At 61.2% G+C, this 25,632-nt stretch carries 21 protein-coding genes and 1 pseudogene; 7 read left to right on the forward strand and 15 right to left on the reverse strand.

From position 1 onward, the window contains the following. Positions 1–18 precede the first annotated feature (18 nt). The 5 genes from AC07S6_RS00445 to AC07S6_RS00465 form a co-directional block, all read right to left on the reverse strand. Entirely contained in the window at positions 19–1,821 is a 1,803-nt protein-coding gene (locus AC07S6_RS00445) for an ABC transporter ATP-binding protein (RefSeq protein WP_019817586.1), read from the reverse strand. Continuing rightward, positions 1,814–2,449, reverse strand: coding sequence for a DsbA family protein (locus AC07S6_RS00450; RefSeq protein WP_032896046.1), 636 nt, complete (start codon positions 2,447–2,449; stop codon positions 1,814–1,816). The genes AC07S6_RS00445 and AC07S6_RS00450 overlap by 8 nt, the downstream gene beginning before the upstream one ends. Positions 2,450–2,452: 3 nt before the next feature. Further along, the gene (gene trhO / locus AC07S6_RS00455) at positions 2,453–3,394 is read right to left on the reverse strand and encodes an oxygen-dependent tRNA uridine(34) hydroxylase TrhO (protein WP_014719256.1); all 942 of its coding nucleotides are present in this window, start codon (positions 3,392–3,394) and stop codon (positions 2,453–2,455) included. Between the two features lie 101 nt (positions 3,395–3,495). Continuing rightward, a complete protein-coding gene (locus AC07S6_RS00460) occupies positions 3,496–3,789 on the reverse strand; it encodes a BolA family protein (protein ID WP_197880979.1) in 294 nt (97 codons plus the stop codon). A 6-nt stretch (positions 3,790–3,795) separates the two neighbouring features. After that, a complete protein-coding gene (locus AC07S6_RS00465) occupies positions 3,796–4,314 on the reverse strand; it encodes a DUF2059 domain-containing protein (RefSeq protein WP_014719258.1) in 519 nt (172 codons plus the stop codon). Between the two features lie 196 nt (positions 4,315–4,510). Between AC07S6_RS00465 and AC07S6_RS00470 the strand changes: the two genes are divergently transcribed. Beyond that, positions 4,511–5,893: a class II fumarate hydratase gene (locus tag AC07S6_RS00470; RefSeq protein WP_014719259.1), complete on the forward strand. Its 1,383-nt coding sequence runs from the start codon at positions 4,511–4,513 to the stop codon at positions 5,891–5,893. On the opposite strand, the gene AC07S6_RS00475 is transcribed toward AC07S6_RS00470, so the two are convergent. From AC07S6_RS00475 to pap, 3 genes and pseudogenes are all read right to left on the reverse strand, one after another. Then, complete coding sequence (locus tag AC07S6_RS00475; protein WP_072433741.1) at positions 5,890–6,846, reverse strand: DMT family transporter; 957 nt, start codon at positions 6,844–6,846, stop codon at positions 5,890–5,892. The two genes, AC07S6_RS00470 and AC07S6_RS00475, sit on opposite strands and share 4 nt — an antisense overlap. Before the next feature lie 633 nt (positions 6,847–7,479). Then, positions 7,480–8,664, reverse strand: a pseudogene (locus AC07S6_RS00480) (thiolase family protein). Between the two features lie 92 nt (positions 8,665–8,756). Further along, positions 8,757–10,271 (reverse strand): polyphosphate:AMP phosphotransferase, encoded by a 1,515-nt coding sequence (pap, locus tag AC07S6_RS00485; protein WP_014719262.1) that lies wholly within the window; start codon positions 10,269–10,271, stop codon positions 8,757–8,759. 154 nt (positions 10,272–10,425) lie between these two features. On the opposite strand from pap, the gene mnmC reads away from it, so the two are divergent. From mnmC to AC07S6_RS00510, 5 genes are all read left to right on the forward strand, one after another. After that, on the forward strand, positions 10,426–12,426 hold the full coding sequence (mnmC, locus tag AC07S6_RS00490; protein WP_495111490.1) for a bifunctional tRNA (5-methylaminomethyl-2-thiouridine)(34)-methyltransferase MnmC2/FAD-dependent 5-carboxymethylaminomethyl-2-thiouridine(34) oxidoreductase MnmC1: 2,001 nt from the start codon (positions 10,426–10,428) through the stop codon (positions 12,424–12,426). A gap of 136 nt (positions 12,427–12,562) precedes the next feature. Then, complete coding sequence (locus tag AC07S6_RS00495; RefSeq protein ID WP_014719264.1) at positions 12,563–14,335, forward strand: N-acetylglutaminylglutamine amidotransferase; 1,773 nt, start codon at positions 12,563–12,565, stop codon at positions 14,333–14,335. Between the two features lie 3 nt (positions 14,336–14,338). Further along, on the forward strand, positions 14,339–16,084 hold the full coding sequence (gene ngg, locus AC07S6_RS00500) for an N-acetylglutaminylglutamine synthetase (RefSeq protein WP_032903734.1): 1,746 nt from the start codon (positions 14,339–14,341) through the stop codon (positions 16,082–16,084). Positions 16,085–16,219: 135 nt separating this feature from the next. Next, positions 16,220–17,404, forward strand: a complete 1,185-nt coding sequence (locus AC07S6_RS00505) for an osmoprotectant NAGGN system M42 family peptidase (RefSeq protein WP_137270657.1) — start codon at positions 16,220–16,222, stop codon at positions 17,402–17,404. A gap of 74 nt (positions 17,405–17,478) precedes the next feature. After that, complete coding sequence (locus tag AC07S6_RS00510) at positions 17,479–17,706, forward strand: YheU family protein (protein ID WP_003192759.1); 228 nt, start codon at positions 17,479–17,481, stop codon at positions 17,704–17,706. Positions 17,707–17,716: 10 nt separating this feature from the next. Here AC07S6_RS00510 and csrA read toward each other — a convergent pair whose 3' ends face one another. Beyond that, positions 17,717–17,920, reverse strand: a complete 204-nt coding sequence (gene csrA, locus AC07S6_RS00515) for a carbon storage regulator CsrA (protein ID WP_072433735.1) — start codon at positions 17,918–17,920, stop codon at positions 17,717–17,719. 127 nt (positions 17,921–18,047) lie between these two features. Next, positions 18,048–18,863, reverse strand: coding sequence for an SDR family oxidoreductase (locus tag AC07S6_RS00520; protein ID WP_014719268.1), 816 nt, complete (start codon positions 18,861–18,863; stop codon positions 18,048–18,050). A gap of 328 nt (positions 18,864–19,191) precedes the next feature. Between AC07S6_RS00520 and AC07S6_RS00525 the strand changes: the two genes are divergently transcribed. Further along, complete coding sequence (locus AC07S6_RS00525; RefSeq protein WP_003192767.1) at positions 19,192–19,344, forward strand: DUF3309 family protein; 153 nt, start codon at positions 19,192–19,194, stop codon at positions 19,342–19,344. Between the two features lie 99 nt (positions 19,345–19,443). Here the strand turns inward: AC07S6_RS00525 and AC07S6_RS00530 are convergent, their stop codons facing one another. The 5 genes from AC07S6_RS00530 to AC07S6_RS00550 all read right to left on the reverse strand — a co-directional run bounded on the left by AC07S6_RS00530 (position 19,444) and on the right by AC07S6_RS00550 (position 25,220). Then, complete coding sequence (locus AC07S6_RS00530) at positions 19,444–21,531, reverse strand: LTA synthase family protein (RefSeq protein WP_034126149.1); 2,088 nt, start codon at positions 21,529–21,531, stop codon at positions 19,444–19,446. A gap of 409 nt (positions 21,532–21,940) precedes the next feature. Continuing rightward, on the reverse strand, positions 21,941–22,132 hold the full coding sequence (locus AC07S6_RS00535; protein ID WP_003192770.1) for a PLDc N-terminal domain-containing protein: 192 nt from the start codon (positions 22,130–22,132) through the stop codon (positions 21,941–21,943). Between the two features lie 67 nt (positions 22,133–22,199). Beyond that, positions 22,200–22,730, reverse strand: coding sequence for a hypothetical protein (locus tag AC07S6_RS00540; RefSeq protein ID WP_014719270.1), 531 nt, complete (start codon positions 22,728–22,730; stop codon positions 22,200–22,202). A 41-nt stretch (positions 22,731–22,771) separates the two neighbouring features. Next, positions 22,772–23,287 (reverse strand): ankyrin repeat domain-containing protein, encoded by a 516-nt coding sequence (locus AC07S6_RS00545; RefSeq protein WP_014719271.1) that lies wholly within the window; start codon positions 23,285–23,287, stop codon positions 22,772–22,774. Between the two features lie 106 nt (positions 23,288–23,393). Beyond that, on the reverse strand, positions 23,394–25,220 hold the full coding sequence (locus AC07S6_RS00550; RefSeq protein WP_020302245.1) for a long-chain-acyl-CoA synthetase: 1,827 nt from the start codon (positions 25,218–25,220) through the stop codon (positions 23,394–23,396). Positions 25,221–25,632: the final 412 nt, after the last annotated feature.

Raw genomic sequence — 25,632 nt, forward strand, 5'->3', positions numbered from 1 at the left:
AGCACAGCCTAAGCTAAATCAACGTACTTGTTGCAAGTGTCCGTACAGTTTGGCGTACAACCCACCATCGGCAATCAACTGCTGATGGTCGCCATCCTCGGCAATGTGCCCGCCATCGAACACCAGCACTCGGTCAGCCTGCTTCACCGCAGACAGCCGGTGGGCGATGATCAGTGTAGTACGCCCGCTGAGAAACCGCGCCAGTGCCTGGTGCAGGTTGTACTCGGTCGCCGCATCCAATGCAGACGTGGCCTCGTCCAGAATCACCACTTTAGGCTCGGCGAGCACCATGCGGGCAATCGCCAGGCGTTGCCGCTGGCCACCGGAAAAGCGCACGCCCGAACGCCCGACCACGCTGTCCAGGCCCAAGGGCAATGCCTTGACAGTAGCATCCAGTTGGGCGATTTCCAGCGCCTGCCAGCAGGCTTGATCGGTGCGGGTGCGGCCCATGGTCAGGTTGGCGCGCACGGTATCGTTGAACAGCGCAGGGTGTTGCAGCACCACCGCGACGTTCTCGCGGATGGTCTCCAGGCCAATCTCCTGCTGGGTGGCAGTGCCAAAGCGAATGCTGCCGGCCTGCGGCGTGTAGAGCCCCAGCAACAGTTGCACCAGGGTGCTTTTACCGCCGCCACTGGCGCCGACAATTGCCACCTTTTCACCCGGTGCGATGGCCAGGTTCAACTGGTTGAGTACCAGCTCTTCGCCGTAGCCGAAGTCGAGGCCACGCACTTCGATGCCGACCGTCTCGCGCCCGCTGAACGGGTCTGCGCCGCCTGGGTATTGCGGCTCATCGGCACGCGCCAGCAGCTCGTTGATGCGCGACAGCGCGCCGCCCGCCGCGTAATAGGCGTATTGCAGGTTCAGCAGTTGTTCCACCGGGCCAATCATGAACCACAGGTAACTGAACACTGCGAGCATCTGGCCGATGGACAGGTCGGAAAACAGCACGGTGAGCATGGCCGCGGCGCGGAAGATGTCGATACCAAACTGGAACAGCAAGCCACTGGCGCGGCTCGACGCGTCGGTTTTCCATTGGGAATGAATGGCGTAGTCACGCACTTCCTGGGCACGCTGGCCCAGCCGCCCGAGGAAAAAGCCCTGGCGGTTGCCGGCACGTACTTCCTGGATGGCATCGAGGGTTTCGGTCAGCGCCTGGGTAAAGCGTGAAGTACTGTCGTTTTCCAACTTCTTGAGGTGCTTGACGCGCTTGCCCAATTGCACCGTGGCGTAGATCACCAACGGGTTGAACAACAGGATCAACAACGCCAGCTGCCAATGCATCCACACCAGGATCGCCGAGGTGCCGACCAGGGTCAGCATCGCCACCAGGAAGCGGCTGAGGGTTTCGCCGACGAATTTGTCCAGGGTGTCCAGGTCGGTCACCAAGTGGGTGGTGACCGTACCGCTGCCCAGGCTTTCGTACTCACCCAGGGAGATACGCTTGAGACGCTCAATCAGACGCACGCGGATGCGGTACACGATGTCCTTGGCCAAGCGCGCAAACAGCCGCGCCTGCACCACGTTGAACACCAGCGCGCCGCAGCGCAGGGCCAGAGTGACCAAGAGCATAAGGCCGATATAGCCTGCGGCTTTTTGCCAACCCAGGGGCAGCGCGTGGTTCATCACCTTGAGGGCGGCATCGCCATGGCCCAGTAGCACTTCGTCCACCAGCAACGGCAACAACAGCGGGATAGGCACGCTGCACAGGGTGGCGAGCACGGCGACACCGTTGGCGACCCACAGGGATTTTTTGTGACGCAGGGCCAGGCGGCGAATTTCTGCCCAGGTCAGGCGGTCGGTGCGTGGAGGCTGTTCATACACAGGCAGCTCGCTCCAGCCATCGACCCAGTAACGGCGACAGCTCGGACAGCGGCTGGTAACCATTGGTCAGCAAGGCCAACTGGCCGTTGCGCTCGGCCAGCAGGGTCGGGAACCCGGCAATGCCCAGGTCCTGCACCCAAGTGAAATCGGCCGCCGTGGCCGCGTGCTGATCGGCACGGTCGAACTCGCCGGCAAACTCGATACGTGGAATACCGGCCTGTTCGGCCAGCTCCACCAGCACAGGGGCGAGCGTCACGTCCCGGCCTTCGACATAGAACGCACGCTGGATCAGCCCCAGCAGCTTCCAGGCGCAATCCGGCGCCAGGCTGCGTGCGGTGACGATAGCGCGGCATGCCGGCTCCGTGTCGTAGACAAACCCGTCGGGCAATGCGCCTTCTCGCTTGAACGGCTGGCCGGTGGCGTCGGTGACGGCCTGCCAGTGTTCAAGGATGTAGCGCCGGGTAGTCGGCTCCAGCGCCGCGCCGCTGCCGGTGCGCAAGCCGCCCACCACCAGGTGCACGTCCACGCCGGCCGCCTGGGCCTGCTCCACCAGCGCTTGTGCCACCGGGGCAAAGCCCCAGCACCAGGAACACATCGGGTCCATTACATAGAGCAGGCGCGCAGACATGGCTCAGGCCTCGGAAGGGGTTTGCTTGTAGTTGTAACCAATCGGGTGCGGCATGTTGCGGGCCTTGGCCAGTTCGATCTGCTTCTGGCGGTCGATCGCACTGCGACGGGTCTTCTCCGGCAGCTTATCCCAGCAATGGGGGCAACTGATGCCCGCCACGTAATGCTCGGAGGCGCGGTCTTCTACGCTCACGGGTGTGCGGCAGGCATGACATTGATCGTAGTCGCCTTCGCTCAAGTCGTGGCGCACGGTCACGCGATTGTCGAACACAAAGCAGTCGCCCTGCCATTTGGTTTCTTCCTGGGGCACCTCTTCGAGGTACTTCAGGATACCGCCCTTGAGGTGGTAGACCTCATCGAAGCCTTCGCTGAGCATGTAGCTCGACGCCTTCTCACAGCGAATGCCGCCAGTGCAGAACATGGCGACCTTCTTGTGCTTGGCCGGGTCGAAGTTGGCTTTGATGTAGTCGGGAAATTCGCGAAAACTGGTGGTTTTCGGGTCGATTGCGCCTTCAAAGGTGCCGATGGACACTTCGTAGTCGTTACGGGTGTCGATCAACAACACTTCCGGGTCGCTGATCAGCGCGTTCCAATCCTGCGGGTCGACGTAGGTACCCACCTTTTTGTTCGGGTCCACGCCTTCGACACCCAGGGTCACGATCTCTTTCTTGAGTTTGACCTTGGTGCGGTAGAACGGCTGGTCGTCGCAGTAAGACTCTTTGTGGTCGATGTCGACCATGCGTGGGTCTTTCTTGAGCCAGGCCATCAGGCCATCAATGCCTTCGCGGCTGCCGGAAACGGTGCCGTTGATGCCTTCTTCGGCGATCAGCAAGGTGCCTTTGATGCCGTTATCGACCATCGCCTGCAACAGGGGCTCGCGCAGGGCGACGTAATCTTCGAGGGTGACGAACTTGTACAGTGCCGCCACGACAATCGGTTGAGTCATGGGTGTTCTCTCCAGGTGGCTACCCTCGTAAGGGGTGAACCGGATGCAAAAAAAACGCGCCGGCTAAGCGGCGCGTTGCGGATTCTATCAGGGTTACCCCGTCAATGTCCGCCGGCGCACGTCGGCGAGGCCGGGGCTGCGCCGATTGTCGCCCACTCGTCAGGCGTATAGGTATGCAGCGCCAGCGCATGGAACTCGCTCATCAGATCACCCAGGGTGGCGTAGACCTTCTGATGGCGCTTGACGCGGTTGAGCCCCTCGAATTGCTGGCTGACCAGCACGGCCTTGAAGTGGGTCTGCAACCCACGGCTGTGCATGTGGCTTTCATCCAGCACGCTCAAATGTTCCGGGGCCAGGGCGGCAAGGGCCGTTTCGATACGCTGTTGCATGGTCATTCCTGCTTACTTCTTCTTGGCCGGTGCGGCGGCTTTTGGCGCCAGCTCGTTGGTCATGTCTTCCAACAGCTTGTTCACCACCGGTACGGCGCTTTCCAGCTTGGCCTGGGTCATCTGGGCCGATTGCTGGGTCAGCTGCGGCATTTTTTCCAGGACTTTCTTGCCAAGTGGCGACTGGTAGAACGCTACCAGGTCCTTGAGCTCGGATTCGCTGAAGTTGGTGGTGTAGAGCTTGACCATGTCGGGCTTGAGCTTCGGCCAGCCGATGGCCTGGTCCAGAGCGGCGTTGGCCTTGGCCTGGTAGCTGTCCAGTACGGACTGCTTGGCGGCAGGCGCCTTGGTCTGTTCGAAACGCTGGGCGAACATTTGCTGCACTTGCATGTACACCGGGGTCCCCAGCTTGTCAGCATGGGCCAGGGTAAGGAAGGCTTCGGCACTGGCGTTGTGGCTGGCGGTATCGGCAAGAACCTGGCCGCTGGCGCAAACCAGAGCAACCGCGGTACAGATGGCACGAAGACGAGTCATCGAGTTTCCTTTTCTAGCAGGCGAGGTAAGACCCCAAGGGCGACCATTCTGCGCCTAAAAAACCTCGCGGCTCAACCCCACTCCTTGGCAAGCCCCGGTTTCACGGGGCGCGATGGCACAAATGCGCTTTTAGGGAACCCACGCTGGCCGCCAGGGCCTAAACTGACCAATCACGACTGCATAAGGAGGGTGACCGATGAGCCGTATCGAAACCGACAGCCTGGGGGAAGTACAGGTCCCTGATGACGCCTATTGGGGCGCGCAAACCCAACGTTCGCTGGTCAATTTCGCGATTGGCGAGCAGCGCATGCCGCTGGCGGTATTGCATGCCCTGGCCCTGATCAAGAAGGCTGCGGCGCGGGTCAACGACCGCAACGGCGACCTGCCTGCCGATATTGCCCGCCTGATCGAGCAGGCTGCCGACGAAGTCCTGGACGGCCAGCATGACGACCAGTTCCCGCTGGTGGTCTGGCAGACCGGCAGTGGCACCCAGAGCAACATGAACGCCAACGAAGTGATCGCTGGCCGCGCCAACGAACTGGCCGGCAACAACCGCGGCGGCAAAAGCCCGGTGCACCCCAACGATCACGTCAACCGTTCCCAGAGTTCCAACGACTGCTTCCCTACCGCCATGAGCATTGCTGCGGTGCAAGCGGTGAACAAGCAACTGTTGCCGGCAATCGCCACCTTGTCCGGTGGACTGGCAGAATTGGCCGCGCGGCATATGAAGCTGGTCAAGACCGGCCGTACCCACATGATGGATGCCACGCCGATCACCTTCGGCCAGGAACTTTCGGCGTTTATCGCCCAGCTCGATTACGCCGAGCGTGCGATCCGCAGCGCCCTGCCCGCGGTGTGCGAGCTGGCCCAGGGCGGCACCGCCGTCGGCACCGGCCTCAATGCCCCCCATGGCTTTGGCGAGGCGATTGCTTCCGAGCTGGCCGCGTTGTCGGGTTTACCTTTTGTGACCGCGCCGAACAAATTCGCCGCCCTCTCCGGCCATGAGCCGCTGGTGACCCTGCACGGCGCGCTGAAAACCCTGGCCGTGGCGCTGATGAAAATCGCCAACGACCTGCGCCTGCTGGGTTCGGGCCCTCGCGCCGGGCTGGCCGAAGTCAAGTTGCCGGCCAACGAACCGGGCAGTTCGATCATGCCCGGCAAGGTCAATCCGACCCAGTGCGAAGCGCTGTCGATGCTGGCCTGCCAGGTACTGGGCAACGACGTGACCATCGGCATGGCCGCCAGCCAAGGGCACTTGCAGTTGAACGTGTACAAACCGGTGATCATCCACAACCTGCTGGAGTCGATTCGCCTGCTGGCCGATGGCTGCAACAACTTTCAGGAGCATTGCATTGCCGGTCTTGAACCCGACGCCGAGCAAATGGCCCAGCACCTGGAACGCGGGCTGATGCTGGTCACCGCCCTCAACCCGCATATCGGCTACGACAAGTCAGCCGAAATCGCCAAGAAGGCTTACGCCGAAGGGCTGACACTGCGTGAGGCTGCACTTGAGCTGGGCTACCTCACCGATGCCGAGTTTGACCAATGGGTGCGCCCGGAAAACATGCTCGGCGCTTAAACCGACATCCGCAGCCGCCGGGCCCTGAGCCCGGCGAGCAGCGAAGGCGCCAGCGCCACCATCGCCGAGCCAGTCACCACCACCAAAGCCCCCACATACCCCAAGGCATTGATCTCTTCGGCTTGCACATAGTCCGGCCACAGCCACGCCGCTACCGCCACGGCTACGAAGGTCACCAGGGGCGTCAACGCCAGGGTTGCACTGACCCGCGAAGCTTCCCAATGCGCCAGGGCTTCGGCAAATGCGCCGTAGGCCACCAGCGTATTCATGCAGCACGCCAGCAGCAGCCAGCCTTGCAGCGGGCTCAACTGCAACGCCTCCAGCGGATGTGCCCAAGGGGTGAGCAACAGCGCGCACGACAGATAGATCACCATCATCACCTGCAGCGAATTCCACACCGTCAGCAACTGCTTCTGACCCAGTGCATAGAACACCCAGATGGTGGTGGCGAGCAGGATCGTCAGCACACCGGCGGTGTAGGTGCCCATGGACGTCAGCAATTCCACCAGACGTTGATTGAAGAACAAGCCAAAGCCTGCGATCAGCACCATCAGCCCCACCCCCTGCCCCAGGCTGAAGCGCTCCTTGAACACAAACACACTGGCTACCATCAGAAAGATCGGGCCCATCTGCACCACCAACTGCGCCGTGCCCGGGCTGAGCATTTTCAGCCCAACCAGGTACAACACGTAGTTGCCCACCAGGCCACACACCGCCATGCCCACCAGCCACCCACCCTTGGGGCCAAGCACTTTGCGGCTGGGCAGGCGTTTGGTGGCGGCCAGGTAAACGAACAGGCACGTGCCCGCTACCATGAGGCGAAACCAAGTCACAGTGATCGGATCCATCACCTGCAACACTTGCTTGAGCTTGATCGGAAGAATGCCCCACAGAAACGCGGTCAGCAGGGTCAGGAAAAAACCGTAGACCCAGCGGCCGGAAGAGATGTGCATGAGTGCCCCAGATGCCAGAGGAAGTGGAGCAGGCATTCTAGGGGCAAGTCACTGAGTTCGGATACGTCACAGTCTTGAATGGGGGAGCTGGCTTGCAAGCAATGGCCATAGGCATCTATATAAATTTCATAGGTTGTTGCAGCCAACGGTAACCACGATGCGAAGCGAGCCGCTCTTGATCTGGGTCTTGATCTGCTTTTGATTTTGATCTTAAGCGCCCCGTTAAACCACGCTGGCCGAACGCAGGTTTGAATTCGTGGGTAACCCGGCAGGACGCCGGGTTAGCCGCCCCGCGCCATGGATGGCGCGTGGCGGCGGCCCACGGATTCAAGCCTGCGTTCGGGCACACCGAGCCTAGGCGAGGTGCCGAGTGGTGGGGCAAGAGCCCTTTGGTTACTTTGGGGCTTTTCCAAAGTGACCCGCCGTCAGGCGGAACCCTAGGTGGCCGTTACCGCAGAAATGGATATGTACTCGCTATTACAGTGTCGCCTGCCAGGCCGCCTTCGCGAGCAGGCCCGCTACCACAGTTGGGTTGTGGGGTGTCAGGGAGAGAAGTATCGGCTAGTAGGCCGTCATCGCAGGCAAGCCAGCTCCCACATTAGCCCTCCCACACTGGCGCTGTTCCAACCGCAATCAGCGTACGGCTTCGAAGAGTCCGGTGGCGCCCATCCCACCCCCCACGCACATGGTGACAATCCCGTAACGCAGGTTGCGCCGTTGCAGCTCGCGCACCAGGTGCCCCACCTGCCGCGAGCCGGTCATGCCGAACGGGTGGCCGATGGAAATCGAGCCGCCGTTGACATTGTATTTGGCATTATCGATCTCCAGGCGATTGCGTGCGTAAAGGCACTGGGAAGCAAAGGCCTCATTGAGTTCCCACACGTCGATGTCCGCCACCTGCAAACCCTTGGCCTTGAGCAACTTGGGCACCGAGAACACCGGGCCAATGCCCATTTCATCCGGCTCGCAACCGGCCACGGTAAAGCCACGGAAGAACGCCTTGGGCTTGAGCCCCAGTGCCAAGGCTTTTTCCAGGCTCATCACCAGGGTCATCGACGCACCGTCGGAGAGCTGCGAGGAGTTACCTGCCGTTACCGAGCCATCCTCGGCAAATACCGGCTTCAGGCCGCTGAGGCTGGCCAGGGTGGTGTCCGGGCGGTTGCAGTCGTCACGGTCTACCACGCCATCCAGGATCTGCACCGCGCCAGTGTTCTTGTCCTCGACCTTGTACTTGACCGCCATCGGCACGATTTCATCGTTGAACAAGCCATCAGCCTGGGCCTGGGCGGTGCGCTGCTGGCTTTGCAGCGCGTAAAGATCCTGGTCTTCGCGGCTGACGTGATAGCGGCGCGCAACGATTTCGGCGGTCTGGCCCATGGGGAAGTAAATGCCCGGCACCTATTCCTTAAGCAGCGGGTTGATCAGGTTATCGGTGTTGACGCTCTTCATGGTCAGGCTGATGGACTCCACGCCACCGGCAACAATGATGTCGCTGCAGCCCGAAGCGATCTGGTTGGCGGCAATGGCAATCGCCTGCAAGCCCGACGAACAGAAACGGTTGAGGGTCATGCCCGCCGTACCGGTGCCCAGTTGCGAGAGCACCGCCACGTTACGCCCGATGTTATAGCCCTGGGCGCCTTCGTTGGAGCCGGCACCGACGATGCAGTCTTCTACCGTCGCAGGGTCGATACCGTTGCGGGCCAGCAGCGCATTGACACAATGGGCCGCCATGTCATCGGGGCGGGTCTGGTTGAACTTGCCGCGAAAGGATTTGGCCAGGCCGGTTCGCACGCTGTCGACGATCACTACTTCACGCATGGGCTACCTCGATCTTGTGGTTGTTGATCGAGGATAGATCCAGGCCTGGCCGACCGCGATGATCATTCACTGCGTGGATGCAAAAGCATGGGCTATTTCTTTTTCTTCTTGTCGTGCTTATCGCTTTTATCAAACGCCTCTTCCAGCGCACGGTTGATGGTGCGCAGCACCTTGACCCGCGCCCAGCGCTTGTCATTGGCTTCTACCAGGGTCCAAGGCGCCACCTCGGTGCTGGTGCGGTCAACCATATCGCCCACCGCCGCGCGGTAGTCGTCCCACTTGTCGCGATTGCGCCAGTCGTCTTCAGTAATCTTGAAGCGCTTGAAGGGGATTTCTTCACGGGCCTGGAAGCGTTCCAGCTGCGTCTCCTTGTCGATGGCCAGCCAGAACTTGACCACGATCACCCCCGCATCGCGCAGTTGCTCTTCGAAGTCATTGATCTCGCCATAGGCGCGCATCCAGTCCGCTGGGGTACAGAAGCCTTCGATGCGCTCCACCAGCACGCGACCGTACCAGGAGCGGTCAAACACGGTGAACATGCCGCGCGCCGGGATCTTCTGCCAGAACCGCCATAGATAAGGCTGGGCCCGTTCGTCTTCGCTGGGCGCGGCAATCGGCACGATGTGGTACTGGCGTGGGTCCAGTGCTGCCGCCACACGGCGGATCGCCCCGCCCTTGCCTGCCGCGTCGTTGCCCTCGAATACACTCACCAACGCGTGCTTGCGCATACGTTTGTCGCGCATCAGCCCAGAGAAGCGCGCCTGCTCGGTAATCAGTTGTTCTTCGTAATCATCCTTGTCCAGGCGCAGGGTCATGTCGAGGCTGTCGAGCAGGCTCTTTTGGTCCACCGAGGCAAGCAACGGCGCCGGGTTCATGCCGCTGGCCTTGACCTTGGCCTGCTTCAGGGCACTTTGCAGCCCATCCAGCAGGATCTTGCCCACGGTCAGCCCACGGTAATGGGGGTCGACGCCTTCGATCACATGCCACGGCGCGTAATCGCGGCTGGTGCGGCGCAGCACACGCTCACCGAAATGCACAAACTTGTCGTAGGTCTTGGACTGCTGCCAGTCCAATGGGCTGATGCGCCAGCTGTGCAGCGGGTCGTCGGCCAGGGCCTTGAGGCGCGCCTTCATCTGTTTTTTGGACAGGTGGAACCAGAACTTGAAGATCAGCGCACCTTCATCGCAGAGCATCTTTTCCAGACGTTCGGCGCCGGCGATGGCCTGGTCCAGGCGCGCATCCTTGATCTGCCCATGCACGCGGCCTTGCAGCATCTGGCTGTACCAGTTGCCGAAGAAAATGCCCATGCGGCCCTTGGCCGGCAGTTGCCGCCAGTAGCGCCAGGCCGGTGGACGCGCCAGTTCTTCGTCGGTCTGCTGGTCGAAGGTGCGCACTTCGATCAGGCGCGGGTCCATCCATTCATTGAGCAGCTTGACGGTTTCACCCTTGCCCGCCCCCTCGATGCCGTTGATGAGGATGATCACCGGGAAGCGTTTCTGCTGTTGCAGCTCGTACTGAACTTCCAGCAAGGCTTCACGCAAGGCCGGCACTTCGGCGTCGTAGGTGTCTTTGTCGATGGCGTGACCGATTTCGGCGGATTCGAACATGGGCAGCTCCGTTTCAAGATGGCTCAAGACTAGCGGATTGGGCCCCGACACGCGCAAGGAAATACAACCCAGCCTTGCCATGGATCAATTCAACGCCGGTTGATCGGCTAGAATGGCCGCCTTGCCTTTGCCCGCTTTCATTTTATGAGCCGCCATGAACCCCATCACCCACGCCCAGCTCGACTGGGATGACCAAGGCCGCCCGCATTCGCGGGTATTCGACGACGTGTATTTCTCCGACCAGTCGGGCCTGGAAGAAACCCGCTACGTGTTCCTGGAGCAGAACCGCTTGCAGGAACGCTTCGCCGCCTTGCCCGCAGGTGGGCGCCTGGTGATCGGTGAAACTGGCTTCGGCACCGGCTTGAACTTCCTCTGTGCCTGGCAGTTGTTCGAACAGCACGCAGTCGCCGGTGCGCGGCTGCACTTCGTCAGCGTGGAAAAGTACCCCCTCAGCCATGCCGACCTGCAACGCGCCCTCGCCCTCTGGCCCGAACTGCAACCCTTGGCCGAGCAACTGCTGGCGCAATACATTGCCATCCACCAGGGTTTCCAACGCCTGGTACTGGACAACGGCCGCGTGACCCTGACCCTGTTGATCGGCGATGCGCTGGAACAATTGCCGCAACTGGACGCCCAGGTCGATGCATGGTTTCTCGACGGGTTCGCCCCGGCGAAAAACCCCGACATGTGGACCGCCGAGCTGTTCGCCCAACTGGCGCGCCTGGCGGCACCGGGCTCGACCATCAGCACCTTCACCAGCACCGGCTGGGTAAGGCGGTTGATCAATGCCGCCGGGTTCAAGATGAAACGCACGCCAGGCATTGGCCATAAGTGGGAGATCCTGCGTGGGGAGTTTGTCGGTTGGCCCGCCGACTTACCCGCGCCCGCCCCACGTAAACCCTGGTTCGCCCGGCCACCCGCCATCGAGGGAGAACGCCATGCCCTGGTCATCGGCGGTGGCCTGGCCGGGTGCGCGACCGCCGCCAGCCTGGCCGCCAGGGGTTGGCGTGTCAGCCTTCTGGAGCGCCACGCCGGCTTGGCACAGGAAGCGTCGGGCAACCCACAGGGTGTGTTGTACCTCAAGCTTTCGGCCCATGGCACGGCCTTGTCCCAGCTGATAGTCAGCGGTTTTGGCCACACCCGACGCCTGCTGGAACATTTGCACCGAGGTGTCGATTGGGATGGTTGTGGCGTGTTGCAACTGGCGTTTGACGCCAAAGAGATCCAGCGTCAGGCTCAATTGGCCAACGCCTTTGCTCCGGACCTGCTGCATCTGCTGGACCGCGAGCAGGCGCAGCAAAAGGCGGGAATCGAACTGGCCCACGGCGGGTTGTTTTTTCCACAGGGCGGTTGGGTGCATCCGCCCGCGCTGTGCCAGTGGCAGGCCAAACATCCACTGATTGAAGTGCTCACCCACCACGAGGCACTGGAACTGCACCGGCTCGACGACCAATGGCAAGCCCGCGCCGGTGACCGCGTGCTGGCCAGCGCCGGTGTCGTGGTGCTCGCCGGGGCTGCGGAGATCAAGCGTTTCCCCTTCAGTGCAGACATACCGCTCAAGCGCATCCGTGGGCAGATCACTCGGCTGGCGCAAACCTGCGCGAGTAAAGCGCTGGCCACGGTGGTCTGTGCCGAAGGCTACGTCGCGCCGGCCCGGCTTGGCGAACACACCCTGGGTGCCAGTTTCGACTTCAACAATCAAGACCTCACGCCCACGCCCGCCGAACACCATGGCAACCTGCAGATGCTGCGCGAGATTTCTAACGACCTGCTGCAACGCCTGGGTGCTGATCGCTTGACACCCGAACAGCTGGAGGGCCGTGCCGCGTTTCGTTGTACCAGCCCTGACTACCTGCCCATCGTTGGGCCACTGGCTGACCATGCGGCGTTTGAGCAGGCTTATGCGGTACTGGGCAAAGACGCCCGGCAAGTGCCGCAAACGCCATGCCCGTGGCTGCCGGGGCTGTTTCTCAACAGCGGCCATGGCTCGCGTGGCCTGATCACTGCGCCGTTGTGCGGCGAACTGCTGGCTGCATGGCTGAGTGATGAGCCCCTGCCAGTGCCAACCAGCGTAGCCGAGGCTTGCCACCCCAATCGATTTGCCCTGCGCGCGTTGGTGCGAGGCCAGGGCGCTGCACAAAAAAAGCCGGATTAAAGGCAAGGCGGCTATCTGCCTTATAACTTATCGGTCTAAAACTCCACGCATAGCACTGGGTCAGTTTCTGGGTACGCGCCCTTTTGGGCGTATTGAGTATTGACCCCTCCCCAACGGAAAAACCGGTAAGGAATTTATGTGTGGACTAGCTGGCGAGTTACGCTTTGATCATCAACCTGCCGACCTGGCAGCCGTAGAACGCATCACGCACCACCTCGCCCCCCGAGGCCCCGACGCCTGGGGCTTTCATGCCCAAGGGCCGATTGCCCTGGGCCACCGCCGCCTGAAGATCATGGACCTGTCGGACGGCTCTGCCCAACCGATGGTCGACGCCCATCTGGGGCTGTCCCTGGCGTTCAATGGCGCTATCTATAATTTCCCGGAGCTGCGCCAAGAGCTGGAAGCCCTGGGTTACGCTTTCTATTCCGGTGGCGACACCGAAGTGCTGCTCAAGGGCTACCACGCCTGGGGCGAAGCGCTGCTACCCAAGCTCAACGGCATGTTCGCTTTCGCCATCTGGGAGCGTGATGCCCAGCGTCTGTTCATCGCTCGTGACCGTCTCGGTGTGAAGCCCTTGTACCTGTCGCGCACCGGCCAGCGCCTGCGTTTCGCCTCGGCGTTGCCAGCGTTGCTCAAGGGTGGGGATATCAACCCGATCCTCGATCCGGTCGCCCTCAACCACTACCTGAATTTCCACGCCGTGGTCCCCGCGCCGCGCACGCTGTTGGCCGGCATCGAAAAGCTGCCGCCCGCCAGTTGGATGCGCATCGACGCCAGCGGCAAGACTGAACAGAAAACCTGGTGGACCCTGCCCTACGGCCCCCATGAGGACGAAAAACACCTGACCCTGGAAGACTGGACCGACCGCGTGCTCGATAGCACCCGCGAAGCCGTGGCCATCCGCCAACGTGCGGCGGTGGATGTGGGTGTGCTGCTGTCAGGCGGCGTCGATTCGAGCATGCTCGTCGGCCTGCTGCGTGAAGTGGGCGTGGAGGATTTGTCGACCTTCTCCATCGGCTTTGAAGACGCCGGCGGCGAACGTGGCGATGAGTTCCAGTACTCAGACCTGATCGCCAAACACTACGGCACCCATCACCACCAACTGCGCATCGCCGAAAGCGAGATCATCGAGCAACTGCCGGCCGCCTTCCGCGCCATGAGCGAGCCGATGGTCAGCCATGACTGCATCGCCTTCTACCTGCTGTCGCGGGAAGTGGCCAAGCATTGCAAAGTGGTGCAGAGCGGCCAGGGCGCCGATGAACTGTTCGCCGGTTACCACTGGTACCCGCAAGTGGACGGTGCCAGCGACCCGTACGCGGCCTACCGCGAGGCGTTTTTCGACCGCAGCTACGACGACTACGCGGCGACCGTCGCGCCCCAATGGCTGACCGCCAACGACGCTGCTGGCGATTTCGTGCGCGAGCACTTTGCAATGCCGGGCGCCGACGCAGCGGTGGACAAGGCCCTGCGCCTGGACAGCACGGTGATGCTGGTGGACGACCCGGTCAAACGCGTCGACAACATGACCATGGCCTGGGGCCTGGAAGCGCGCACACCGTTCCTCGACTACCGCCTGGTAGAACTGTCGGCCCGTGTGCCGGCCCAGTTCAAGCTGCCCGACGGCGGCAAACAGGTGCTCAAGGAAGCGGCGCGTCGGGTGATCCCCAGCGAAGTCATCGACCGCAAGAAAGGCTACTTCCCGGTGCCCGGCCTCAAGCACCTGCAGGGCGATACCTTGAATTGGGTGCGCGAGTTGCTGCTGGACCCGAGCCAGGACCGCGGGCTGTTCAACCCGGCCATGCTCGACCGCTTGCTCACCGACCCGCAAGGCCAATTGACCCCGCTGCGCGGCTCCAAGCTGTGGCAGCTGGCGGCGCTGAACCTGTGGCTGAGCGAACAAGGAATCTGATCCATGAAACCGAATGCCGCGGCTTACAGCCAACGCTTACTCAAGGGCCAGGCGCCGACCTACGAGCGCCTGCAAGCGCGCCTGGCCGAAGATGGCAGCGCACTGGCCGCCGACCCGATTGCCGTGCATTGCGGCTGGGGCCGGTTGTTGATTGGCCACACCTTTCCCGACCCGGCAAGCCTGGCCCAGGAACTGCTCAACGAGCAGCCCGGCGAGCGTGATATCGCGCTGTACGTGGCCGCGCCTCAGCAAATCCTGGGCATTGACCCGCAGCAACTGTTCCTCGACCCGTCCGACACCCTGCGCCTGTGGTTCACCGACTACCGCCCGGCCACCCGTGTATTTCGCGGCTTTCGTATTCGCCGGGTGCAGAGCGAGGCCGACTGGCAAGCGGTCAACCACCTGTACCAGGGCCGCGGGATGCTGCCTGTCGACCCGGAACGCCTCACCCCACGTCATCAAGGCGGCCCGGTGTACTGGCTGGCCGAAGACGAAGACAGCGGCGCGGTGATTGGCAGCGTGATGGGCCTCAATCATCACAAGGCCTTCCACGACCCGGAGAACGGATGCAGCCTCTGGTGTCTGGCCGTCGACCCTCAATGCACCCGCCCTGGCGTCGGTGAAGTGTTGGTGCGCCACTTGGTGGAGCACTTCATGAGCCGAGGCTTGAGCTACCTGGACTTGTCGGTGCTGCACGATAACCGCCAGGCCAAGAGCCTTTACGCCAAGCTGGGCTTTCGGGCGTTGACCACCTTTGCAATCAAGCGCAAGAACGGCATCAATCAACCGCTGTTTCTGGGCCCGGGGCCGCAGGCGGAGTTCAACCCTTACGCGCGCATCATTGTCGAAGAAGCCCACCGACGCGGTATTGATGTGCACGTGGACGACGCCGATGCGGGTTTGTTCACCCTTAGCCACGGCGGGCGTCGCGTGCGTTGCCGTGAGTCCCTGAGCGACCTGACCAGCGCCATCAGCATGACCCTGTGCCAGGACAAGAGCCTCACCCACAAGGTGCTCAAGGCGGCGGGCCTGCAGGTGCCGGTGCAACAGTTGGCGGGCAGCGCCGACGACAACCTGGAGTTTCTCGACGAACACCAGCGCATCGTGGTCAAGCCGCTGGATGGCGAGCAAGGCCATGGCGTCGCAGTGGATCTGCGCAGCATCGAAGACGTGCAGCAGGCGATCGAAGCGGCGCGCCAGTTCGACAGCCGCGTGTTGCTGGAAAGCTTCCACGAAGGCCTGGACCTGCGGATTCTGGTGATCGGTTTTGAAGTGGTCGCGGCTGCGATTCGTCGCCCTGCCGAAGTGATCGGCGACGGCCAACATTCAATTCGCGCGTTGATCCAGGCGCAAAGCCGTCGTCGCCAGGCGGCCACCGATGGCGAGAGCAAAATCCCGCTGGATGCAGAAACCGAGCGCACCCTCAAAGCCGCAGGTTACGACTACAACAGCATCCTGCCCCGTGGCGTGCAACTGGCCGTGCGACGCACCGCCAACCTGCACACCGGGGGTTGCCTGGAAGATGTCACGGCGATCCTGCACCCCACGCTGGTGGACGCGGCCGTGCGTGCGGCCCGTGCCCTGGATATCCCTATGGTCGGCCTGGACCTGATGGTACCTGCGGCCGACCAGCCAGAGTATGTGTTTATCGAAGCCAACGAACGGGCCGGCCTGGCCAACCATGAACCGCAACCCACGGCTGAGAAGTTTGTGGATTTGTTGTTTCCACACAGTCAGCCAGCTACCTGACTACCGATCGTTCCCACGCTCCGCGTGGGAATGCAGCCTGTGACGCTCTGCGTCACCATAGCGGACGCAAAGCGTCCCTGAGGCGTTCCCACGCAGAGCGTGGGAACGATCGCCCTCAACTCATCAGGAGTTTCCATGACCCGAACCATTCCCGAACCCGATCTCGCGTACCTGCAAAAAGTGCTGCTGGAAATGCTTGCCATTCCCAGCCCCACCGGTTTTACCGACACCATCGTGCGTTACGTCGCCGAACGCCTGGAAGAGCTCGGCATTCCGTTTGAAATGACCCGGCGCGGCACCATTCGCGCCACCCTCAAGGGCCAGAAAAACAGCCCTGACCGCGCCGTCTCCGCCCACCTGGACACCATCGGCGCCGCCGTGCGTGCGATCAAGGACAACGGGCGCCTGACCCTGGCGCCGGTGGGCTGCTGGTCGAGCCGCTTTGCCGAAGGTAGCCGGGTCAGCCTGTTCACCGACAACGGCGTGATTCGCGGCAGCGTATTACCGCTGATGGCCTCCGGGCACGCATTCAACACCGCCGTGGATGAAATGCCGGTGAGCTGGGACCATGTCGAGCTGCGCCTGGACGCCTACTGCGCCACGCGTGCCGACTGCGACTCCCTGGGCATCAGTGTGGGTGACTACGTGGCGTTCGACCCACTGCCCGAGTTCACCGAGAGCGGGCATATCAGCGCTCGCCACCTGGACGACAAGGCCGGCGTCGCCGCCCTGCTCGCCGCGCTCAAGGCCATCGTCGACAGTGGCGAACCCTTGCTGATCGACTGCCACCCGCTGTTCACCATTACCGAGGAAACCGGCAGTGGCGCAGCGGCCGCCCTGCCCTGGGATGTGAGTGAGTTTGTCGGCATCGATATCGCCCCGGTCGCCCCCGGCCAGCATTCCAGCGAACATGCGGTGAGCGTGGCCATGCAGGACTCCGGCGGGCCCTATGACTATCACCTGTCCCGCCACTTGCTGCGCCTGGCGTCGGACAACGAGCTGCCGGTACGCCGCGATCTGTTCCGCTATTACTTCAGCGATGCGCACTCGGCGGTCACCGCCGGCCATGACATTCGCACTGCATTACTGGCCTTCGGTTGTGACGCCACCCATGGTTACGAGCGTACCCATATCGACAGCCTCGCCGCCCTGAGCCGCTTATTGGGCGCCTATATCCTCAGCCCGCCGGTATTTGCCAGCGATGCGCAACCGGCCCAGGGCTCACTGGATCGGTTCAGTCATCAGATCGAGCATGAAACGCAAATGGAGAGCGACACCCGCGTGCCGTCGGTGGACAGCCTGGTCGGCCAGAAGTCCTGACGCGGGGTGAGTGAATACTGGCAACAAAAGTCCCGGCACAGTAGCATCGCCGGGACCTGACACCTGAGGCTTGTATGCTGATTCCCTACGATGCACTTGAAGTCGACACCCTGACCCGCCTCATCGAAGACTTCGTCACCCGCGACGGCACCGACAATGGCGACGACACGCCCCTGGAAACCCGCGTGCTGCGCGTGCGCCAGGCGCTGACCAAAGGCCAGGCGCTGATCGTCTTCGACCCCGAGAGCGAGCAATGCCAGTTGATGCTCAAGCACGATGTGCCCAAGCATCTGTTCGACTGAAAAGCTGCGCCTAAGGGTTGGGCACCGGCACGGGATGAGTAGCCTGGCCCTCGCCTTTGAGAATCTTGCGGTACACCTCGGAGCGGTACACGTTGACGCCCATCGGCGCCTCGATGCCAAACTTCACATGAGTACCGTTCACGTCAAGGATATGCACGGTGATGTCATCGCCAATGGCGATGGCTTCGCCTATGGCACGGCTTAAGACCAGCATGGCGGTAGTCCTTTTCCAGTAACAGGACCTCGACCATGCCCCCTTCGCGCTGGACCGACAATGGCTTGCGGGCAAATCAGGCATCTCCTACACAGGTAGGTAACTTGCCCGACAGACCCCAGCCAAATCAGGCCTTAACAGCCTGCGCCTTGGCGCGCATCTTGTCGGCCATCAGGGTCATTTCGTCATACAGCAACTGCGGATTTTTCTGTTTCAACGCCCAAGCCATGCGGCCTTGCTCGTGGGGCAGGATCATGAATTCACCTTCGGCCACACGCTGGTAAATGTAGTCGGCAATATCCGCCGCCGAGATGGGCGAACTCTCAAGCAACTTGCCCACTTGAGCCTTCATGGCTGGGGTTGGCCCACGGAACGAGTCGAGCAGGTTGGTCTGGAAAAACGACGGGCACACCACATGCACGCCCACTTCCTGTTGCTTGAGCTCCACCAACAGGCTCTCGGACAACGCCACCACGCCCGCCTTGGCCACGTTGTAGTTGCTCATGGCCGGGCCTTGCATCAGCGCTGCCATTGACGCGATGTTGATGATCCGCCCCTTGCTCTTTTCCAACAGCGGCAGGAACGCCTTGCAGCCTTTGACGACGCCCATCAGGTTGATTGCGATCTGCCAGTCCCAATCCTCCAGGGACAGTTCAGCGAAGAACCCGCCCGAGGCCACGCCGGCGTTGTTGACGATCACATCGATGCCCCCGAGCTTCACCTCACAGGCCTGGGCAAAGGCCGTGAGCTGGCTGTAGTCACGCACGTCGCAGCGCTGGGTAAAGCCATCCCCCCCGGCTTCGCGAACCTGCTTGAGGGTTTCCTGCAAACCGGGCTCGCTGACATCAGACAACGCCAACTGCCAGCCTTCACGGGCCCAGCGCAGAGCGATTTCGCGACCCAGGCCAGACCCGGCGCCAGTGATCATCATGCGGTTTTGCATAGGAAGTAGCCTTGTGGTTCACGAAAGAAGTGACCGGCAGTGTAGCGAAGGTCTTTGCTCTACCCACGCACCATCAGGGTGATGAATGCCCCGGGCAAACCGTGGGCTCGGTCGCAAGCGTGCCATAGACTAAGTTCAATTTTTTTCAACTGATTAGTTCAAGTTGCGCACGCGTTAAAAGAAATAAGCGACCCATCAAAATGTTTTATAAAAACAATGAATTTTTTACGAAGTGGCAGAGTCGGAATGAGTAAGGCGTCCCACTGTACATGGACGAACCAACGGTTAAACAGCCGGTTTTTGCAAAGAACCTATAAGGAATAAAACCATGAGCCTCATTCTGATTATTATCCTGATCCTGCTGCTGGTCGGTGGTCTGCCGGTGTTCCCGCACTCGCGTAACTGGGGTTATGGACCGTCGGGTATCCTGGGTGTGGTACTGGTTGTTCTGCTGGTGCTGTTGTTGCTCGGCAAGATATAAACACCGCGCTACGCTTTTTATCGGAGCGAGCAAGCGCTCCTACAATTGAGAAGCAAAAAAAGAGGCCTTCTAGAAGGCCTCTTTTTTATTGTCGGTCAGTTAGTCCGGTTTGCCATCTACCACACCTGCGGTGTTATCCAGCAGGCTCTTGGTCGCGGTCTGCAGGAACGACTCGAGCTTCTGCTTGAGCACAGCTTCGTCCGGCGACTCCGGAATCACCTTGCCAGTCGGCTCGGCGCCCAGTGTGTATTCCCACAACTTGGGTGGCATTTCCTTGGGCAATACCAGTACGCGGTCGCCGGTGAGCAAGGCCACGGTCTGGTCGCTGCCCGATGGCTTGATCACGCCGAAACCCTTGTCACCTTCGGGCAGGTTCAGCAGGTCGCGGCCCCAGCACTGGTGCAAGGTATCGCCGCCCAGGCGGCCCATGATGGTCGGCACGATGTCGATCTGGGTGCCCACAGTGTGGTCACGCTCACCGAACTTCTCGCGCATGCCCGGTGCAATCATCAGCATCGGCACGTTGAAGCGACCCAGGTCCATCTCGGTGATCTGCTGCTCATTGCCAAAGCCGTGGTCACCGACGATCACAAACAGGGTTTCCTTGAAGTACGGCTCTTTGCGGGCCTTTTCAAAGAACTGGCCCAAGGCCCAGTCGGAGTAACGCATGGCCGTCAAATGCTCGTTGAGGCTGCCACGGTCTGTGACCTTCTCAACCGGCAATGGGGTCGGCAATGCGTACGGCGTGTGGTTGGACAGGGTTTGCAGCAGTGCGTAGAACGGCTTGCCGCCTTCGCGCGCCTTCAGTTCTTCCAGGCCACGGTTGAACATGTCCTGGTCGGACACGCCCCATGTAGGGTCGGAGAACACCGGGTCGACGAAGTCATTGCGGCCGATGAAGTTGGTCATGCCCTGGTTGCTGAAGAAGCCCGACTGGTTGTCCCAGGCGAAATCGCCGTTGTAGACATACACATCGTCGAAATCACGCGCACTGAGCAACTGCGGCAGGCCCGACAGCTTGTGGCTGCCTTCCGGAGTCTGCATCAGGTATTCGAAACCCGGCAGGTTCGGGAAGCAGGCCATGGTGGCGAACATACCCTGGTGGGTGTGGGTGCCGTTGGAGAAGAAGCGGTCGAACAGCAAGCCCTCGTGGGTCAACTTGTCGAAGTACGGGGTGATATTGCCCGGACGTCCCAATGCGCCCACCGAATGACCAGCGAAGCTTTCCATCAGGATCACCACGACGTTCTTGATCGGCAGGGTTTTCTCGGCCGGTGGCGTGAAGTCACGGCGCACGGCAGCGGTGTCGGTGTCTACCAGCTTCTCTTGCGGCAGCACCAGCATGTCACGCACGGTCTGGGTGGCCAGCGGTTGTTCCAGGGTCGCCTTCCAGATGTTGGCGCGGTCTTCACCAAAGCGCGCCTTGGCCGCCGCGATCAGCGACAAGGTGCCATTGAGGCCCAACTGGTTGGCGAAGTTCGAATCGGTGGTGTAGACGTCACCCCAACGCAGCGGTGGCCCCTGGCGCAGGGTGCCACGGATGGCGACCACGGCGACCAGCAGGCAAACCATGAACACTGCGATGCGGCTGTACCATGGCGCCACCTGGCGCGTGCTGATAGTGCCGCCGCTGAACGGGCCCCGTGGGCGCGTTGCGCGGTCAGCGCCCTTGAAGGCCATGCTCAGGATCAGCGTGCCCACGGCCCAGGCCAGCAGGTAACGCACCACCGGGAAACCGTACCAGAGCATGCTCATCACGGTTTTCGGGTCTTCCTTCACATACTGGAAGACCAGGCCGTTGAGGCGCTGGTGGAATTCGCGGTAGAAGTCCATCTCCATCAAGCCCAGGAACAAGGCGATGCTGGACGCGACGGTCAGCCACAAACGGAAGAACCCGCGCGCCGCCATGGCCCGCACGCTGAACAGCGCCAACAGCAGCGGAATCAGCAGGTACATCACCAGGCGAATGTCCAGGCGCAGGCCGTTGGCGAACGCTTCAAGGAACGTCGAGGCCGGCGTATCGAGGATCATCTCGCGGTTGTAGACCAGCAACGCCAGGCGCAGCAGGGAAAACATCACCATCATGACCAATGCGCAGAGCAGCGTGTACGCCAGATGGGATTTGACGGTCGGTTGCAGCAGGCGATTTGAAGCTCGCTGCTGATTCAGGGCGTCCGGGTTTGCCATGTCGTTTTAGGACCCATTGGAAGTTTAAGTTGCGAAATAATGCAGTGGCGTCCGTCCCTCGCCCAGGCTGGCTGGGGTAGGCGGTTAACGCGGTGGCACAAATGGTGCCCGATCGAGGCCGGCAAGGCTATTAATTACTGAACGTAAGGCACGGCCCTGCCTTTAAGGGCACTGGAGATAGAGCCCTGGCAGCCGGATAAAGCCGGCGAATTGTCTTGGATGGGATGTGAAAATTTCGTGCGGCGAATACTTTCGACACACAAATTTAATTAACGCCGTAAACCCCACTGTGGGAGCTGGCTTGCCTGCGATAGCGGTGTGTCAACCAATACAATGCAAGCTGACCCACCGCTATCGCAGGCAAGCCAGCTCCCACATTGACTGTGCCCGCTCCAAATCGAGTGGGTCGTCAGATCCGCACGTTACCGCGCGGCCCGGCGATAGCCCAGATGATCAGGCCCAGCACTGGCAACAGCAGGATCAACAGGATCCACAGCACTTTGGCGCCGGTGCTGGCGCCGCTTTTGAACACGTTGATGATCGCCCAGATATCCAGCGCGAGGATGATCAGGCCAATCAGACTATTAAACGTGGAACCCATGGTGTCGCTCCTAAGTGAGGGCATGCACTTGTAGGATAGTCAGCCTTGGCGCGGGTTCCGTTTTATTTCAGACGTGTACGGCAATCTTCAAGGCTTCCAATGATGGTTCGGCCTTGATGCCGACTTCGGCACACAGTTCCAGTACCCGCGCCAGGTCGTTGCCGAACACCAGCACCGCCTGGATCTCGTCGTCCAGCAACTGGCTGAAGTTCATCAGCACATAACCGCCGTCTTCCGGGCTCAGGGCGCTCATCTGGATCTGGATGCGGTTGAGCGCGGTCAGGTCTTCGGTCTTGGCCAATTGCTTGGGCTTGAGGTTGAACGCCACGCCCGGACCGAACGACGCGACGATCTGGGCAAACAGGTCGCCATAGGTATCGGCCTGGAACAACACCGTGTCTGGCAGGCTACCGACCACCACCCACTCTCCCAGCGGAATCGGGAAACTGTCGTCGTAGTTGATATCCGGATTGGCCGCCAGGAACGCCGCCGGGTCCGCGTAGGCCTGGGCCGCTTCGTCGGCAATACGCGCTACTTCATCGTCCCCCATGACGCCGGCGCTGATTTTGCTGATGAGTTCGACGAGGGCGGTTTTCATGGGGCGGTCCTGTAACGGGCAAGTTTTGAAGGGCGCGTAGCCTACACCAGTTTCTGCAACTGCGCCGCCGTATCCACCGCGCCCATGGTCTGCGCCGCGGCCAGTGCCGTCGCGCCTTGTGCATCGGTGGCCTTGGGGTTTGCGCCTTTACCAAGCAGGTAATCAACCATGTCAACGCGGTTGAACATCGCCGCCATCATCAAGGCCGTACGCCCGTCCGAGGAGGCCGCGTCAATCGGCGTGCCGCCCTCGATCAACGCCTGGACCACCGGCAGGTTGCCTTTGAACGCCGCGCCGGCAATCGGCAACTGGTTCTTGTCGTTGGCGATCAGGGGGTCGGCCTTGAACTCCAGCAGCACTTTGACCGCCTCGGCATGGCCGTGGTACGCCGCGAGCATCAACAAGGTGTCGCCATTGTGATTACGAAAGTTGGCCGGCAGGCCTTTCGCCAACAGTGCGGCAAGCATCGCGGCGTCGCCGCGCCGGGCGACGTCGAAGACTTGCTCGGCAAACTCGGCGGCTTCGTCTTCGGTCATTTGTTTAGGCTGATCTGACATGGGGGCTCCTTGCTGAGGCGACTGACATAACTGTTTAAGGCGCCCAGTGTCGCGATGGAGTTCCCCGGTGTCATGGCTTTTTTGTCAAAAGCCGCCATAGCCAGAATCAATAACGGAATTGGCCGCCCTGGATCTGCGCCAGCAATTGCCCGGTCACCGGCACATAGCTGTCCGAACCCGGCAACCAGGCGTAGACCGGGTCATTGCCAGCCTTGTCCGGGTCGAACCCTTGCTCCTTGAGCTTCACTTTCTGGTACTTGAACGTGCCGGTGGTTTCCATCTTCACCTTGATCCGCAAAAACAACGGCACCGCATAAGGGGGCAACTGGCCGTGGGCGAATTGCAGCAGTTCGCGCATGTCCAGGCTGGCCAGGGATTCGCTGGGGGTGATGGCGACCATGCCGGCGCGGCCGTTGGTGTTGTCGATCTGGACGCCATAGGCCACCACTTCAGCGATCTGCGGGTGTTTCAGCAGGACGTTTTCCACCTCGGTGGTCGAGACGTTTTCGCCCTTCCAGCGATAGGTATCCCCCAGGCGATCGACAAATTGCGCATGCCCGAAACCGATGCTGCGCACCAGGTCGCCGGTGTTGAAATAGCGGTCGCCTTTTTCGAATACGTCGGTCAGTACCACCTTGCGGTTCTTTTCCGGGTCGGTGTAACCGTCGAAGGGCGACTTATCATCAATGCGCGCCAATAACAGGCCCTGCCCGCCGGTGGGCACCTTGACCATGAACCCGTTGCTGCCGCGCAGCGGTTCACCAGTGTCATGGGCGTAGTCCACCAGCGCCCAATGCTGCAGGCAAAAGCCGATGGTGTTGTCAAAGTTCAGCACGTTGGTAAAGCCGATATTGCCGTCGCTGGCGGCATACAGTTCGCAGATATGCTCCACACCATAGCGCTGCTTGAACTGCGCCCACACACCGGGGCGCAGGCCGTTGCCGACCATCTTGGTCACCTGGTTATCACGGTCCTGCGCACTCGCGGGCTGGTCGAGCAGATAGCGGCACAGCTCACCGACATAGCCCAGGGTGGTCGCCTTGAACTTGCGTGCATCGTCCCAGAACTGGCTGGCGCTGAATTTGCGCCGAATGGCAAAGCCGGACGCACCGATAATCGCCGCCCCCCAGCACACGCACAGGCCGGTGGCGTGGTACAGCGGCAAGGTGCAATAGAGGACGTCCTGTGGCCCCATGTCCAGGGCGATACTGCCGAAGCTCACGGCGGTTTTGGTCCAGCGCCCGTGCTTCATGATGCCGGCCTTGGGCAAGCCGGTGGTGCCGGAGGTGTAGATATAGAAGCAGGGATCGTGGAAGAACACCTGCGCGGAACTCGCCGGGTTGTCCACCGGGCTTTCGGCACTGGCGGCCATCAGGTCGATGTAGCCGTCGGGCACCCTACTGCCCGGCTGATCGGCCACGAACCAAGTGCGCTCGGCCGGGATCTGGACTTGATCGCGCACTGCTGCGTAAGGGCTCAGCAATTCGGCACCGACCACAATGGCAACCGGCTTGACCAGGGTCAGGCTGTGTACCAGCGCCCCTTGAGTTTGCGCCGTGTTGAGCATGGCGCAGATGCCGCCCAGCTTGGCCACGGCCAGCACGTTGAGCAGCAACTCGGGGCGATTCTCGATAAACAGCGCTACCACATCGCCCTTGCGGATGCCCTGGGCCTGCAAGTGATGGGCAATGCGATTGGCGCACTGATTGGCGTCGCGGTAGCTGATCACACTGTCCCCATACAGCAGGGCAGCACCGTCAGGGTTACGCAAGGTGGCTTGTTCGAAATGCCAGCCCAGGCCGCAGGGTTGGTTGGGGTCGGTGACGTTGGCCGCACGCATACCGCGCACCACCCGTGGGAGCGCCCGAACAATGGCAGGCACCTTACGCAGCATCATGCGCCAGGTGATCATGTCGACTTGCTGATGAGTCATGGAGGGACGTCCCTTTTCTTATTCTTGGTCTGGTCCAGGTACATCGACTGGTGTAGCGGAAAATACGTCAGCGGTTCTTTGGCTGTACACGCGGGATTTGAAAAGTTTTGTATCTCGTGGCGGCCGGCCGATGCTTATCTCCCTGACACCCCACCCTCAAAATGTAGGAGCTGGCTTGTCGGGTCGGCGCATCGCTGCGATGACGACCTCCTAGCCGACCGGGATTTTTCCGAGCAAAAGACGGTCAGTATCATTACAGCCCTCCCCCTTCCTGCCGGAAAAATCACCGGGCAGATAGCGCAAAATGCAGGATGCACGATGGCCCTTCATGCAAATTGCACGAAAACGAAAATCCTATAAATTTATAACTTACTGATTTATAACGATTTTTTAGAATAACCAATACTGGCAC

The organism is Pseudomonas sp. GW821-FHT07B01, from assembly GCF_059419065.1.

Bases quoted from the DNA above. Each gene is read 5' to 3' on its own strand.
- AC07S6_RS00450 (WP_032896046.1), bottom strand. From the start codon at position 2,449: ATGTCTGCGCGCCTGCTCTATGTAATGGACCCGATGTGTTCCTGGTGC.
- trhO (WP_014719256.1), bottom strand. From the start codon at position 3,394: ATGACTCAACCGATTGTCGTGGCGGCACTGTACAAGTTCGTCACCCTC.
- AC07S6_RS00460 (WP_197880979.1), bottom strand. From the start codon at position 3,789: ATGACCATGCAACAGCGTATCGAAACGGCCCTTGCCGCCCTGGCCCCG.
- AC07S6_RS00465 (WP_014719258.1), bottom strand. From the start codon at position 4,314: ATGACTCGTCTTCGTGCCATCTGTACCGCGGTTGCTCTGGTTTGCGCC.
- AC07S6_RS00470 (WP_014719259.1), top strand. From the start codon at position 4,511: ATGAGCCGTATCGAAACCGACAGCCTGGGGGAAGTACAGGTCCCTGAT.
- AC07S6_RS00475 (WP_072433741.1), bottom strand. From the start codon at position 6,846: ATGCACATCTCTTCCGGCCGCTGGGTCTACGGTTTTTTCCTGACCCTG.
- pap (WP_014719262.1), bottom strand. From the start codon at position 10,271: ATGTTCGAATCCGCCGAAATCGGTCACGCCATCGACAAAGACACCTAC.
- mnmC (WP_495111490.1), top strand. From the start codon at position 10,426: ATGAACCCCATCACCCACGCCCAGCTCGACTGGGATGACCAAGGCCGC.
- AC07S6_RS00495 (WP_014719264.1), top strand. From the start codon at position 12,563: ATGTGTGGACTAGCTGGCGAGTTACGCTTTGATCATCAACCTGCCGAC.
- ngg (WP_032903734.1), top strand. From the start codon at position 14,339: ATGAAACCGAATGCCGCGGCTTACAGCCAACGCTTACTCAAGGGCCAG.
- AC07S6_RS00505 (WP_137270657.1), top strand. From the start codon at position 16,220: ATGACCCGAACCATTCCCGAACCCGATCTCGCGTACCTGCAAAAAGTG.
- AC07S6_RS00510 (WP_003192759.1), top strand. From the start codon at position 17,479: ATGCTGATTCCCTACGATGCACTTGAAGTCGACACCCTGACCCGCCTC.
- csrA (WP_072433735.1), bottom strand. From the start codon at position 17,920: ATGCTGGTCTTAAGCCGTGCCATAGGCGAAGCCATCGCCATTGGCGAT.
- AC07S6_RS00520 (WP_014719268.1), bottom strand. From the start codon at position 18,863: ATGCAAAACCGCATGATGATCACTGGCGCCGGGTCTGGCCTGGGTCGC.
- AC07S6_RS00525 (WP_003192767.1), top strand. From the start codon at position 19,192: ATGAGCCTCATTCTGATTATTATCCTGATCCTGCTGCTGGTCGGTGGT.
- AC07S6_RS00530 (WP_034126149.1), bottom strand. From the start codon at position 21,531: ATGGCAAACCCGGACGCCCTGAATCAGCAGCGAGCTTCAAATCGCCTG.
- AC07S6_RS00535 (WP_003192770.1), bottom strand. From the start codon at position 22,132: ATGGGTTCCACGTTTAATAGTCTGATTGGCCTGATCATCCTCGCGCTG.
- AC07S6_RS00540 (WP_014719270.1), bottom strand. From the start codon at position 22,730: ATGAAAACCGCCCTCGTCGAACTCATCAGCAAAATCAGCGCCGGCGTC.
- AC07S6_RS00545 (WP_014719271.1), bottom strand. From the start codon at position 23,287: ATGTCAGATCAGCCTAAACAAATGACCGAAGACGAAGCCGCCGAGTTT.
- AC07S6_RS00550 (WP_020302245.1), bottom strand. From the start codon at position 25,220: ATGACTCATCAGCAAGTCGACATGATCACCTGGCGCATGATGCTGCGT.